The sequence below is a fragment of the Ruegeria sp. CDSA193 genome (genome assembly GCF_059611885.1).
The window spans coordinates 154,551-167,561 of the sequence record NZ_JBXWPN010000007.1 but is presented as its reverse complement, the minus strand read 5'-3'; the positions used below and the strand labels follow the sequence as shown (position 1 = coordinate 167,561).

Below are 13,011 nucleotides of genomic sequence, written 5' to 3'. Positions count from 1 at the left end.
TCTCACCCAAATCTCGCGGTGCCGATCACTTTGATCAGTTGCTGACGAACCGGATCTGGCTGCGCTGCGACGGCGTTCAGGACCTCTCGAAGTTCTGCGCGCAACCCATGCATCTGGTCGATCAGGGAAATCATCATCGACACTGCGTCTGCCTCCATTTCGTATTGGTCGTGCAACTCGCAGGCCAACTCCAGACGGGCAACGTCGAGGCTGTGATAGACCAATCCGCGATCTGTTTGTTCGGGGATCACGATTTCGGCGGCCAGATATTCTGTCAATCGGGTCGAAGTCAGCCGGGCTACGGCGGTGATCAGTTCCTCTTCGGTCAGGGTGCGGGTCATGACGGCATTCCTTTGCGTGGGTCATAGCGGTGGGTTTCTCGCCATGAATCCATAAATTGCCTCAACTCATCATCGATTTGATCGGGCATTGAAATGGTCAGCTCGATCAACTGGTCGCCCCGTTCGGCCGAGCCGCGCTTCTTGACGCCCTTACCCCGCAGGCGCAGGGTTCTGCCGCTGCTGGTTCCGGCCGGGACGGTCACGTTTACACCCCCATCGATCGTGGGCGCCGCCACTTTGCCGCCCAGCACCGCCTCATCAATCGTGATGGGCAGCGTGATGTGAATGTCATTTCCCTGACGGTCGAATACCGGATGATCCGCGACCGATACTGTCACCAGCGCATCGCCGCGCGACCCCTCACCATAGCCAGCGGCACCCTTGCCCCGCAGGCGAATGGTCTGACCGCTTGTGATCCCTGCGGGTATCTTGACTTCGATCCGGTCCCCATCCGGCAGGGTCAGCTTCTGGCTGGCGCCGAATACCGCATCCAGAAAGCTGATCTGAAGCGTGAAGTTCAGATTGTGGCCGGGCGCGTGAAACTCAGGCCGCCCCTGCCCACCAAATCCGCCGCGACCCCGCATGAACTCGGCAAAGATGTCCGACATGTCGTCCGGGTCCGTCGCCTGTCCGCGATAGGGGTTTCCGGCGGCTTCGGCATAATCGCGATAATATTGCTGCTGCGGGCGTTCCTGTCCCGAGGCATCAATCTCACCATTGTCATAGCGTTTGCGCGTCTCAGGATCTTTCAACAGATCATAGGCCGCGGCGGCGGCCTTGAACTTGGCTTCGGCCACGGCGTCCCCGGGTTTCAAGTCCGGGTGGCATTCCTTGGCAATACGCCGATACGCTTTTTTGATTTCAGCGTCGCTGGCATCTTTGGCCACGCCAAGTGCGGCATAGGGATCGTCGCTCATCTCACCTCTCATGGATGGGGGAAGGGCTGATCATGATGAAGGTATTTTATCACGTGATTTCAACAGGTCAAAAAGAACCGGTGGCTAAATCGGTTCGCAAGTTTCGTAATCTCTGATACTATCAGGCTGTTTCATATTATTCATTGACGGAGATCAGCCGATGACGCGCAGACTTAAATCGGTTCTGGCCTTGCTGGCGGGCAATGCCATTGGGTTAATGTTGGCCGCTTTGCTACTGACCGGTTTTGCAATCAAGCCGATTTCATTCATCGTTGTGGTGATCGTCTTCACGCTGGTGCAGGTGGTGGCCGAACCGCTGATCCTGAAGTTGGGTGAGAAAAGGGCGCCTTCGTTGAAAGGCGGGATCGCGTTGATCGTGACCTTTGTCGGCCTGCTTGTGACCGATCTGGTGACCAATGGGCTGACGGTTGGCGGAATTTCCAACCTGCTGGCTGCGACACTGCTGGTCTGGCTGGGCGCGCTGATCGCCAGCGTAGTGCTGCCGATCTACGTGTTCACCGAGCTGCGCACGCCCAAAAAGTAATTACAGTGCGTTCAGGCTGGCATCGATTGCCTGCCAAAGCTCAACCACCGGCTCGCATCCCACGGACAGACGGACAAAAGCGGGGTCAACGTCGTCGCCCCAACGGGCGCGGCGCTCGGCCGAGCTATGGACGCCGCCAAAAGACGTCGCAGGGCGCAGCATTGGACAGGTGTTGATGAAGGTTTCGGCCTTGGCCTGGGTTTCCAACGTGATCGAAAGAAGGAATCCGAACCGCGTGGTCTGAGCCTGTGCCAAGGTGTAGGATGGGTCACCTGGCAGGCCGGGATAGCGGATGTCTTTCACAGACGGATGCGCCGCCAACCGTTCTGCCAACATCTGGGCCGAGCTGCACATCCGGTCAAACCGAACATCCAGTGTTTCCAGCCCACGATGCAGCAACCAAGCCTCGTGCGGACCGGGGATCGCGCCAGAGACACGCCGCCATTCCTCGACCCGCTCCATGACATCTGTATTGCGGCTGGCCACATGGCCCATCAGCAGATCGGAATGCCCACCCATGGCCTTGGTGTCCGAGGACACGACGATATCTACGCCCATATCCAAAGGACGCTGGCCCAGTGGTGTCATGGTTGTGTTGTCAGCAATGGTGATCCCACCAGCTGCGCGCACGGACGACGCGATGGCTGGCAGGTCCATCATATCCAGACCAGGGTTCGAGGGGCTTTCGACAAAGACCACATCGATGCCGTCGAACCCGCCTTCGGAAAAGGCGGTTGTCGGGCGTTCTGTCACGATGACACCCAGACCAGACAGAAATCGGTCGGCCAGCACGCGAGTGACGTAATAGCCATCCGACGGGATCAGGATGCGCGACCGGGCTTTGACCGTGGCAAACAACGCGGCCGAGATCGCCGCCATGCCCGACGGGAAAGCCAGGCAGGGGGCGTCTTCAAGATGGGCGAGAACCTGTTCCAGATGTTCCCAGGTTGGGTTGTTGACGCGACCGTAGAAATCATGCCCGTCCGGTGCGCCGGGCAGGTGGAACATACTGCTTTGGGTCAGGGGCAGGGCCACGGGCTCGCCCTTGGTCAGTGCGTTGCCCCGCAGATGCAGCATCTCGCCGGTCTTGCGCCCCATCGTTTAGCGCCCCGGTATTTCGTCACGGGGCGGGGTGGGTTCCCATTTATCGATTATGTCGACCGCCTCTTGCGCGGTATCGACGAACCGGAACAGGTCTAGATCCTCGTCCGAGATGGTGCCGGCGTCGGCCAGCGCCTCCCAGTTGATGACCTTTTCCCAGAACGCGCGACCGAATAGCAGGAAGGGCACACGCTCCATACGGCCGGTTTGAATCAGGGTCAGGGACTCGAACAGCTCATCCATGGTGCCAAAGCCGCCGGGGAAGATGGTGATGGCGCGGGCGCGCATCAGGAAATGCATCTTGCGGATGGCGAAATAGTGGAAGTTAAAGCTGAGCTCGGGCGTAACGTACAGGTTCGGTGCCTGTTCATGCGGCAGCACAATGTTCAGGCCGATGGAACAGCCGTTCGCATCCTGCGCGCCGCGGTTGCCAGCCTCCATCACGCCGGGGCCACCGCCGGTGACGATTACATTCTCTCGCCCGCCGGTTTCGTTCGACTTCTCGGTCATCAACCGGGCAAACTCGCGCGCTTCGTCGTAATACTCCGACAGCCCGGCCAGCGTTTCCGTCCGCGCGGTGTGTTTCTGTGATGGCTCAGGGATACGCGCGCCGCCGAACATGACGATGGTCGAGGTGATCTCACGCTCGGTCATGATCATCTCGGGCTTGAGCAGTTCCAGCTGCAAGCGCACCGGGCGCAGCTCATCCCGGCACAGGAAATCCTCATCGGCAAAGGCAAGGCGATAGGCGGGTGAGCGCGTTTGCGGGGTGTCGGGTACCTCGCTTGCGGTCGAACGGTCGGTCTGCGCGTCGCGAAACGGGCTGAGGCGGTATTCTCTCATGGGGTAACGATCCCTGCTTGCGTGTTTTCCAAACAGCTATAGGGTTCGGGCGCAGAGTGCCAGTCACGGAAAGATGAGAATGAATTGGAAGAGCGAAATACTGGCGGCACAGCACCGCATAACCGGCTATGCACAAGTGACGCCAGTCACGGAAAGCCGTGCCCTGGGGCTGGATTTTCCGGTGGAAATGAAGCTGGAGCATATGCAGCACACCGGCAGTTTCAAAGCGCGCGGGGCGTTTAACACTCTGATCAGTTCGGATGTGCCCGAGGCCGGGGTTGTGGCCGCATCGGGTGGCAATCACGGCGCAGCGGCCGCCTTTGCCGCGCAGGCGCTGGGCTATCCGGCCAAGATTTTCGTGCCCGAACTGGCGGGGCCATCCAAGATCGCGCTGATCGAACAGACCGGCGCGGATTTGAGCGTGATGCCGGGTGAATATGCCAACGCCTTGACAGCCGCGCGGGCGCATGAGGAGGCCACGGGCGCGATGCAGATTCACGCCTATGACGCCCCCGCTACGGTCGCCGGGCAGGGAACCTGCTTTGCCGAATGGGAGGCACAGGGCCTGAAAGCGGATACCGTATTGATCGCGGTGGGCGGTGGCGGTCTGATCGCCGGGGCGCTGGCCTGGCTGCAAGGCACGCGCAAGGTCGTGGCGGTTGAGCCGGAAACCTCCTGCGCGCTGAATGCAGCCCTGCAGGCGGGAGAACCGGTGGATGTGTCCGTCTCGGGCATTGCGGCAAATGCGCTGGGCGCGCGGCGGATCGGCTCGATTTGTTTCGATCTGGCACAGGGCGTGCAATCAGTTCTGGTCAGTGATGAGGCCATCGCGCAGGCGCAGAAGGTCCTGTGGCGGGCGCATCGGATTCTGGTGGAACCGGCAGGCGCAACCGCCTTGGCTGCGCTGCTTTCGGGGGCTTACACGCCAGAGCCGGGCGAACGGGTGGCGGTGTTGATCTGTGGTGGAAACATCTCACCGGACCCTCTGAACGGCTGAAACCGGAACAAACAGCCGCAAAGCGCGCGCTCAGCGTCGCATTGCAGCCAGTCCGTCGCTTGCGTATAGGCAACACAAGCGTGAACAGAATCTGCAGGGAGCCGCCAAATGTCCAACGCGCAACTGGAAGCCGCCATCGAAGCCGCCTGGGAGGCGCGAGATGCCATCACCCCCGCCACCACCGGCGAGACACGCGAAGCGATCGAAGATACGCTGAATGCGCTGGACAGCGGGTCGCTGCGGGTCGCGGAAAAGCAAGACAGCGGCGACTGGCATGTGAACCAGTGGGCGAAAAAAGCGGTTCTGCTGGGCTTTCGCATCAAGGATATGGAAATCCAGACCGGCGGCGCTCAGGACGGCGGCTGGTGGGACAAGGTGGACAGCAAGTTCGCGGGTTGGGGTGAAAACCAATGGCGGGCCGCTGGCTTTCGCGCGGTGCCGAATTGCGTCGTTCGCAAATCCGCCTTTATTGCGCCCGGCGTGGTTCTGATGCCGTCATTTGTGAACCTGGGTGCCTATGTGGACGAGGGCACAATGGTTGATACTTGGGCCACCGTCGGTTCATGCGCGCAGATCGGCAAGAACGTCCATCTGTCGGGCGGTGTTGGGATCGGCGGCGTTCTGGAACCGATGCAGGCGGGTCCGACCATCATCGAAGACAACTGCTTTATCGGCGCCCGGTCCGAAGTGGTCGAAGGCTGCATCGTGCGCGAAGGCTCGGTTCTGGGCATGGGCGTGTTCATCGGCAAATCGACCAAGATCGTCGACCGCGAAACCGGCGAGGTCACCTATGGTGAAGTTCCGCCCTATTCGGTGGTTGTTGCGGGCTCGATGCCGTCCAAGAACAACATCAACCTCTACTGCGCCGTGATCGTGAAACGGGTGGATGAAAAGACCCGCTCGAAAACCGGGATCAACGAGCTGCTGCGCGACTAATACTGGGCGCGGATCAAACAAGGGGGCTGCAGCGCGATCCGCCGCGGCCCTTTTTTGTTATCGCTTACCCTTTGACCGGATAGCGGTCCGGTTCTTCGAACACATCAATGACGCGCGACCCGGCTTTGATCTTGCCGCCATGCTCCACTCCTGCGGGGATCGAATAGCTGTCACCGGGGCCATAGCTCTTGGTTTCATCGCCAATGGTCAGCTCAATCTCACCTTCGACCACAGTTCCCCATTGTGCCAGATGGGAATGAAGGGGCAGTTCGAAATCCTGAAGAAAGGTAAAAAACGCCACCAGCCCCGCGTCTGATCTGATCACGGCCGTTTGCACCACATCTTCGGGGAAGGGCACGTCGAGGCTTGGGAATCCTGTGATGAAATCCGGATAAGTCATGGCAACGTCCTTTTGTGAACTGTGTCAGGTTACTGCGGGCACTATGGCGGCACAGGCGATCCACTGCAATTCCCCGGCTGCTTGACCGCAGGCAGGTGCGCGGCTATGGCCCCTTGCATGGAAAAGCAAAAGAAACCTTCGCGTCAGCAGGTCTATACCCTGCTTGTGCAGATCGGTCGCAAGGATGGCGATGGCCTGCCCGACGGCGCAACCGGGGCGGCATTGATGTGTTTTGCCAGCGGCGTCGACGAGGCCGAGGCCGTGCGCGAAACGGTGGCGATCCTGAAACAGGCAGATACCGCGCCTTTGGATGTCACAGGCTATGGCACTTTGGCCGAACGTGAGGCGCAAGGTCACGAGATCGACCCGGATGAACGGGCCCTAATGCAGCGTGCGCTGGATGAAAATGCAGTGATCGTGGCGCAGATGACCCCGTTTTTCGGGGATGAAGAGACGGCTTAGTTCCGCGCCCCAAACCACTTGCGATAAATCTCGTCATAGGTGCCGTCTTCGCGCAGCGCCAGCAGCGCCTGGTTGACGTCTTCGACCAGGGGGGACCCGGTGGGGAAGGCAATACCGTAATTCTCGCGCAGGAATATACCGCCTGTCATCGAGGCAATCCGGCGGCCTTCATGGGCGGCGAAATAGGACAGGATCGGCGCGTCGAACACTATGGCGTCCAGTTCCTCGTTGCGAAAGGCTTCAAGCATGGGGTTGAGCCCATCATAGTTGGTAAACTCGATCTCGCGGCGGTTTAGAAAGTTAGCAGCGGTTGAATTCGAGATTGTTCCGACCTCTTTGCCGTAAAGGTCATTTATCGAATTCACGCTGCCACTGATTGCATCCACTGTCATGACCGAGGTGATCCGCGCAGTGAAGACCGAGACGATAAACAGCGAAGATACAACCAGCACTACACCCAGAATTCGACCAAATGGCGTTCGCGGCATTCGTTCCTCAAACCCGCCATTGACCACCAGATTCAAGGCCCACCAGAATGAGGGGAACCAGGCCTCGTCTAGCTTGCGGTCGAAATAGGGCTGCGAGCGGCGCTCGAACACCCACATCAGCATGCCGCCGCCAAGAAGGATAGCAAAGGCAAGCCCGATAGCAATGAACAATTCGCGCGACAGTAACGCATGTAGCAGTGACGGGCGGCGCACCGCGTCCGATGGCACCATGATCTGCAAACCAGCCTCGAAAATCGGCTGGCTGAAGTCCATCTGCGTTTCTCGCGAGGCAGTGATCGAGATATTGGCTATGGCCAGATCGGCGGATCTGCCCTGCACTGCGCCCAGCATGTCACCAAAGGCGTCGGAACGTTGGATGGAATAGTCCCAATTCAGGGATTCAGCCAACGCCTCAAGCAGGTCCATCGAGAATCCGGTTTGGGCTCCATCTTCGACAAAAGAAAACGGAGGCCGTGTCACGGTCGAAACCGTCAGCGTCTGGGCCTGGCTTTGCTGGCCGAGAACGGCGAAAGTCAGGCAGATCAATGCGAAAAGAGCACGTGTCATCGTAAAATCACCTGTTTCGCGGCCCTCTAGCGCATATTCGAACCGGCAGACAAGGCAATCGCAGCGTAAGGCCCCATGTTTTCCGGGGGTGTCAGTTCGATACAAGGTGGAAAAAGCCCGCGGTTTCTGGCCTGTTGGGGTTGGCAATCGGGCCAATTCGTTGAATCTGTGCACGAACCTGAAAGAAATTTTATGGAAAGGGCCCACCATGACAGATCCGATTGCGTTGACGGCCGACCTGATCCGTTGCCCATCGGTCACACCTGAAGAAGGTGGTGCCCTTGTCCTGCTGCAGGATGTCCTGTCACAGGCGGGGTTTGATTGTACCCGTGTTGATCGCGCCGGCATCAGCAATCTGTTTGCGCGATGGGGTGCAAAAGGTCACGCCCGAAGCTTTGGTTTCAACGGTCACACCGATGTTGTTCCAGTGGGCGACGAGGCCGCTTGGACCACACCGCCTTTCGGGGCAGAAATCCGGGAAGGGTTCATGTATGGGCGCGGGACCACTGACATGAAATCGGGTGTGGCGGCCTTTGCAGCGGCGGCAGTGGATTTTGTACGCGACACGCCACCCGACGGGGCCATCATCCTGACGATCACGGGTGACGAAGAGGCTGATGCGCTGCATGGCACCACCGCCCTGCTTGACCATATGGATCAATGCGGCGAGCGGATGAGCGTCTGCCTGGTCGGTGAACCCACCTGCCCGAACAGGATGGGTGAAATGATGAAGATTGGCCGTCGCGGCTCGATGACCGCCTGGTTTACCGTAACAGGTGTGCAGGGCCATTCGGCCTATCCGCACCGGGCAAAGAACCCACTACCCGCCATGGCCCGGCTGATGGACAGGCTGGCCAGTCACGAGTTGGACCAGGGCACCGACCATTTCGATGCCTCGACGCTGGCGGTTGTGGCGATCGACACCGGCAATTCCGCCACAAACGTCATCCCGGCACAGTGCAGCGGGGCGGTGAACATCCGGTACAACGACCTGCATTCCGGCGCCAGCCTCAGCGATTGGCTGCAAGCGCAGGCGCGCGATGTGGCCACCGCGTTTGGTGTCGAAATTGACGTGCGTATCAAGATATCGGGCGAAAGCTTTCTGACCCCTCCTGGCCCTCTGTCGGAATTGGTGGCCAAAGCGGTTGCGGCTGAAACCGGGGTCACGCCCGAGATGTCGACAACCGGGGGTACTTCGGACGCGCGTTTCGTCAAGGATCATTGTCCGGTTGTCGAATTTGGTTTGGTCGGCAAAACCATGCATCAGGTGGATGAATGCGTTGAGGTGGCGCAGATTGAACAGCTCAAGGCGGTCTATACCCGTATCCTGACCGGCTATTTTTCCTGATTCATGCAGCGCACCCTGGTGATCATGGTGAAAGAACCGCGCCCGGGCCGTGTCAAGACCCGGTTGGGGCGCGATATCGGTATAGTCGGCGCGGCGTGGTGGTTTCGCCATCAGATCCGGTCGCTGATCCGGCGTCTGCGCGATCCGCGTTGGCAGATCGTGCTGGCGGTCTCGCCGGACCGCGAAGGGCTGAACAGCCGCATCTGGCCCGCTGATCTGCCACGTGCGCCACAGGGGCCTGGGAATCTGGGCGATCGTATGGGGCGGATGCTGCGGGAAATGCCAACAGGGCCAGTCTGTCTGATCGGTGCAGATATTCCGGGGATCACACGGGGCCATATCGCGCGTGCGTTCACGGCATTGGGGCGCAATCAGATGGTGTTTGGCCCGGCTCCGGATGGCGGCTATTGGCTGGTCGGGGCGCAACGCATTGGTGCCCTGCCGCACGGCCTGTTCCAAAACGTGCGCTGGTCGACGGAACATGCGCTGGCCGACACGCTGGCCTCGATCCCCGGATGCCGGGTGGCGATGCTGGATCAGCTGCGCGATGTCGATACGGTTGCCGATCTGCGAGGCTGACCCTTTTTGGTCATGACGCCGCCGCATCTCCGTGATAGGCCGAAATCATGACTCGCATCCCTACCAAGCAAGAGGTCCTCGATTGGATCTCGGCGAACCCCACCCTGACCTCGAAACGCGACATTGCTAAAGCCTTTGGCATCAAGGGCGCGGATCGGATCGACCTGAAACGGATCCTCAAGGAACTTGAGGCCGAAGGGCATCTTGAAAAGCGCAATCGCAGCTATCGTGACCCGGATCGTTTGCCGCCTGTCAGCGTGTTGCAGGTAAAGGCGCCGAATGCCGATGGTGATCTGTTCGCGCGCCCGCTAGAATGGCATGGCGAAGGGGTCGAGCCGGTTGTTCTGATGATCACCCGCGCCAGTGACCCGGCGCTGGGTGAAGGCGACCGCATTCTGGCCCGTCTGACCGTGGTGCATGAGGAAGACCATAATTACGAGGCCCGCCTGATCCGCCGGATCGGAACCAACCCGCGCAAGATCGTCGGTATCTTCCGCAAAGGGACCGAGGGCGGACGGATCGTGCCCATCGACAAGGCCGGACAGAACGAGTGGCTGGTCAATGAAGGTGCCGTATTGGGTGCAAAAGACGGTGAGTTGGTCGAGGCCGAACAGGCCGGACCCAAAACCCGCATGGGCCTGCCACGTGCCCGCATTGTCGAACGGCTGGGCGACCCGTCGGCCCCCAAGGCCGTGTCGCTGATCGCCATTCATCAGCATGGCATTCCCGATGACTTCCCCGACACAGTGATTGCAGAGGCCGACAAGGCCAAACCCGCTGGTCTGAAAGGGCGCGAAGACCTGCGCGATATGCCGCTGCTGACCATCGACCCCTCGGATGCGCGCGATCATGATGACGCCTGTTATGCGCATGCGGATGAGGATCCGAAGAATCCCGGTGGACATGTCATCTGGGTCGCTATCGCCGATGTTGCCGCCTATGTGCAGCCCGGTACGGCGCTAGATCGCGAGGCGCGCAAGCGGGGCAACTCCAGCTACTTCCCCGACCGCGTGGTTCCGATGCTGCCGGATCGGCTGTCCGGTGATTTGTGTTCGTTGCACGAAGGCGTCCCGCGCGCGTGTATCGCCGTGCGGATGCAGATCGACGCCGAGGGCTACAAGATCGGCCACCGATTCGTGCGAGGGCTTATGCGCTCCGCCGCCTCGCTGCATTATGCCGAGGTGCAGGAGGCCATCGATGGCGCCCCCAATGACCGCACCGGGCCTCTGTTAGAGACCGTATTGAAGCCGCTCTATGCTGCTTATGCTGCACTGAAAAAGGCGCGGGGTGTGCGGCAACCGCTGGAACTGGACCTGCCGGAACGCAAGATTATCCTGAGCGATACGGGCGATGTTCAAAGCGTGGCGTTCCGCGACCGTCTGGACGCGCATAAGCTGATCGAAGAGTTCATGATCCTCGCCAATGTCGCTGCGGCTGAAACCCTGATCGCCAAGCGCCGCCCGCTGCTGTTCCGTGTCCACGAAGAACCAGCACCCGAGAAGCTGGAAAGCCTGCGGGAAACGGCTCAGGCGGCGGGGTTGAATTTGGCCAAGGGGCAGGTGTTGCAGACCCGCCACCTGAACGCACTGCTGAATGCGGCTGCGGGCACCGAGGATGCAGAGTTGATCAACCTGACCACCCTGCGGTCGATGGCGCAGGCCTATTACAACGCTGAAAATTTCGGCCATTTCGGGCTGGCGCTGCGGAATTACGCGCATTTCACCTCGCCCATCCGGCGCTATGCCGACCTGATCGTGCACCGCGCGCTGATCTCGGCCCATGGCTGGGGTGCCGATGGGCTGACCGAGGATGAGATCGCCCGGCTGGACGAAACTGCCACTCATATCTCGGATACCGAACGCCGCTCGATGATGGCGGAACGGGATACGACCGACCGGTATCTGGCGGCTTATCTGAGCGAGCGTGTTGGGACTGAGTTCTCGGGTCGGATCAGTGGTATCGCCCGGTTTGGGGCTTTCGTGAAAATGGACGAGACCGGCGCGGACGGTCTGGTACCGGTGCGATCCTTGGGGCGCGAGTTCTTCCATTTCGACCGCGAGGCCGGAACCCTGATGGGGTCGGACACCGGGCTGATCATAGCCATCGGCCAACGCGTCACCGTGCGTCTGACCGAGGCGACACCTGTGACGGGCGGGCTGGAGTTGGAGCTGTTGTCGATCGACGATCAGGCCCTGCCGACGGGGCGCGGAGGGGCATCCAAGCGCCCAACGCGACGCAAGGCAGTCAGCACCAAGCGCAAGAAGGACAAGATCAAACGCAAGGTGGAACGCAAACGCCGTCAGAAGTGAATTCGCATCTCGGGAACAAGGCGCATGTAAGTCAGCCTTTTGCGGGAAGGTGATAGGTCAACGCGCGGGCTATAAGCCAGCCATGGCGGGTGGCGTCGATCTGATCCGGATCATCAAACAGAACAGCCCGGTTGCCGTCTATCCGATCTTCGCCCGGAAAGGCCGAGGTGAAATCGCCCATCAACCGGCTTTGGCAATGCACGAACAGGGCAAAGCGGGCCGCTTTGTGCCCGCCCAATCGGATCGTGGATCCCTTGGGCGCCAGATAGGCGGGCTGCCCCCAGCGCAATGCCTCTTGCAACGGCTGCGCGCGGGGCAACGAAGTGGCGGTTTCCAGGATCAACTGACGCAGTGCAAGCGCCCCGGCACGTGTGCCTTCGGGCAGGGCTTGATAGGCCGCTGCCACTGCGGGATCGTCAAATTGTGTCATGACAGCGGTATCGCCTGCTCCATCCGGTCTATGTAGTCGCTCAACAGCTTATCCTGTTTGATCCGCCGGGTCAGTGGTGTATCGGCCGGCGTCGCGCGCATCGCGGCAAGCATGGGGGCCACGCTCATATCCACTGAGGTCGGGGTTTCTCCCATCAAATAGGTCGACTGCCATAGATAGGCCGAGATCGCCTCAAGATCGCGTTCCAGCCTGTCCTGACGTTCCGCATCTGAGAATCGAGAGACGCCCTGAAACCCCAATCCTTTAACAACGTTCTTGCGGACGGAATTGGCAACTGGTTTGCGGATCAGGGCGGGGATGCCAGTGAAAAAGGTCTTATACAGAATCGGCCAGACTTCGTCATTCGCCCAACGGTCCTGGACGATCTGAAAATACAGATGCTCTTCGGCCAAACGGATCAATGCGCGCGATTGAGCTTTTTGCAGATCGCTCAGCCCGTGATCAAAATCACTACCTTGCGTCTCAAGCCAGTCGCGGATCAGGTCGCTGTCGGGGATCAGACGCTGCGGCGTGCGCAGAACCGGCAGCTTCTGATGCGGCATCTTGCGCGGATCAAGGAGGTCAGATCGCTGCCAGCGTTGGCCCGATGTTTGCAGCATTAGTGCCGTCTTCACGCAAAACGGGCTGGCGCTGAACAGGCCAAAGGCAGAGGGGTAGGTCAAAAGGGTCAGCATCTTGGGCTCCATCATGGGTATAGGTGATGGGTATGCCGAGCTAATGACAATTTC

15 protein-coding genes are annotated in these 13,011 nt (G+C 60.1%); 7 read left to right on the top strand and 8 right to left on the bottom strand.

What is annotated here, in order from left to right; all coding sequences use genetic code 11:
* Window positions 1-2: 2 nt before the first annotated feature.
* Together AC2FLG_RS15245 and AC2FLG_RS15240 are read right to left on the bottom strand one after the other, a co-directional pair.
* A complete protein-coding gene (locus AC2FLG_RS15245; protein ID WP_281973035.1) occupies window positions 3-341 on the bottom strand; it encodes a hypothetical protein in 339 nt (112 codons plus the stop codon).
* Window positions 338-1,258 (bottom strand): DnaJ C-terminal domain-containing protein, encoded by a 921-nt coding sequence (locus tag AC2FLG_RS15240; RefSeq protein WP_496706861.1) that lies wholly within the window; start codon window positions 1,256-1,258, stop codon window positions 338-340. The genes AC2FLG_RS15245 and AC2FLG_RS15240 overlap by 4 nt, the downstream gene beginning before the upstream one ends.
* 160 nt (window positions 1,259-1,418) lie before the next feature.
* On the opposite strand from AC2FLG_RS15240, the gene AC2FLG_RS15235 reads away from it, so the two are divergent.
* Window positions 1,419-1,802: a hypothetical protein gene (locus AC2FLG_RS15235; RefSeq protein ID WP_142637207.1), complete on the top strand. Its 384-nt coding sequence runs from the start codon at window positions 1,419-1,421 to the stop codon at window positions 1,800-1,802.
* Here AC2FLG_RS15235 and AC2FLG_RS15230 read toward each other — a convergent pair whose 3' ends face one another.
* Together AC2FLG_RS15230 and AC2FLG_RS15225 are read right to left on the bottom strand one after the other, a co-directional pair.
* Window positions 1,803-2,900 (bottom strand): cystathionine gamma-lyase, encoded by a 1,098-nt coding sequence (locus AC2FLG_RS15230; protein WP_496706860.1) that lies wholly within the window; start codon window positions 2,898-2,900, stop codon window positions 1,803-1,805.
* 3 nt (window positions 2,901-2,903) lie between these two features.
* Window positions 2,904-3,746: an LOG family protein gene (locus AC2FLG_RS15225; RefSeq protein WP_496702768.1), complete on the bottom strand. Its 843-nt coding sequence runs from the start codon at window positions 3,744-3,746 to the stop codon at window positions 2,904-2,906.
* Between the two features lie 79 nt (window positions 3,747-3,825).
* On the opposite strand from AC2FLG_RS15225, the gene AC2FLG_RS15220 reads away from it, so the two are divergent.
* Entirely contained in the window at window positions 3,826-4,743 is a 918-nt protein-coding gene (locus AC2FLG_RS15220) for a threonine/serine dehydratase (protein WP_496702766.1), read from the top strand.
* 108 nt (window positions 4,744-4,851) lie between these two features.
* On the top strand, window positions 4,852-5,679 hold the full coding sequence (gene dapD, locus AC2FLG_RS15215) for a 2,3,4,5-tetrahydropyridine-2,6-dicarboxylate N-succinyltransferase (RefSeq protein WP_271949578.1): 828 nt from the start codon (window positions 4,852-4,854) through the stop codon (window positions 5,677-5,679).
* 64 nt (window positions 5,680-5,743) lie between these two features.
* Here dapD and AC2FLG_RS15210 read toward each other — a convergent pair whose 3' ends face one another.
* Window positions 5,744-6,079 carry a cupin domain-containing protein gene (locus AC2FLG_RS15210; protein WP_142637196.1) on the bottom strand — a complete coding sequence of 112 codons (336 nt, stop codon included), beginning with the start codon at window positions 6,077-6,079 and terminating at the stop codon, window positions 5,744-5,746.
* 117 nt (window positions 6,080-6,196) lie between these two features.
* On the opposite strand from AC2FLG_RS15210, the gene AC2FLG_RS15205 reads away from it, so the two are divergent.
* Window positions 6,197-6,541, top strand: a complete 345-nt coding sequence (locus tag AC2FLG_RS15205) for a DUF8846 family protein (protein ID WP_039539567.1) — start codon at window positions 6,197-6,199, stop codon at window positions 6,539-6,541.
* On the opposite strand, the gene AC2FLG_RS15200 is transcribed toward AC2FLG_RS15205, so the two are convergent.
* On the bottom strand, window positions 6,538-7,596 hold the full coding sequence (locus AC2FLG_RS15200; RefSeq protein ID WP_496706858.1) for a transporter substrate-binding domain-containing protein: 1,059 nt from the start codon (window positions 7,594-7,596) through the stop codon (window positions 6,538-6,540). The genes AC2FLG_RS15205 and AC2FLG_RS15200 overlap by 4 nt on opposite strands.
* Before the next feature lie 208 nt (window positions 7,597-7,804).
* Here AC2FLG_RS15200 and dapE point away from each other — a divergent pair, with 208 nt between their 5' ends.
* From dapE to rnr, 3 genes are read left to right on the top strand one after another with little or no spacing between them, the layout of a single operon-like run.
* On the top strand, window positions 7,805-8,944 hold the full coding sequence (gene dapE, locus AC2FLG_RS15195; protein WP_496706856.1) for a succinyl-diaminopimelate desuccinylase: 1,140 nt from the start codon (window positions 7,805-7,807) through the stop codon (window positions 8,942-8,944).
* 3 nt (window positions 8,945-8,947) lie between these two features.
* Window positions 8,948-9,523 (top strand): TIGR04282 family arsenosugar biosynthesis glycosyltransferase, encoded by a 576-nt coding sequence (locus tag AC2FLG_RS15190; protein WP_496706855.1) that lies wholly within the window; start codon window positions 8,948-8,950, stop codon window positions 9,521-9,523.
* A gap of 47 nt (window positions 9,524-9,570) precedes the next feature.
* A complete protein-coding gene (gene rnr / locus AC2FLG_RS15185) occupies window positions 9,571-11,832 on the top strand; it encodes a ribonuclease R (RefSeq protein WP_496706853.1) in 2,262 nt (753 codons plus the stop codon).
* A gap of 31 nt (window positions 11,833-11,863) precedes the next feature.
* Here rnr and AC2FLG_RS15180 read toward each other — a convergent pair whose 3' ends face one another.
* Window positions 11,864-12,262, bottom strand: coding sequence for a DUF1801 domain-containing protein (locus tag AC2FLG_RS15180; protein WP_496706851.1), 399 nt, complete (start codon window positions 12,260-12,262; stop codon window positions 11,864-11,866).
* The gene (locus AC2FLG_RS15175) at window positions 12,259-12,972 is read right to left on the bottom strand and encodes a glutathione S-transferase family protein (RefSeq protein ID WP_496706849.1); all 714 of its coding nucleotides are present in this window, start codon (window positions 12,970-12,972) and stop codon (window positions 12,259-12,261) included. The genes AC2FLG_RS15180 and AC2FLG_RS15175 overlap by 4 nt, the downstream gene beginning before the upstream one ends.
* Between the last annotated feature and the right edge of the window lie 39 nt (window positions 12,973-13,011).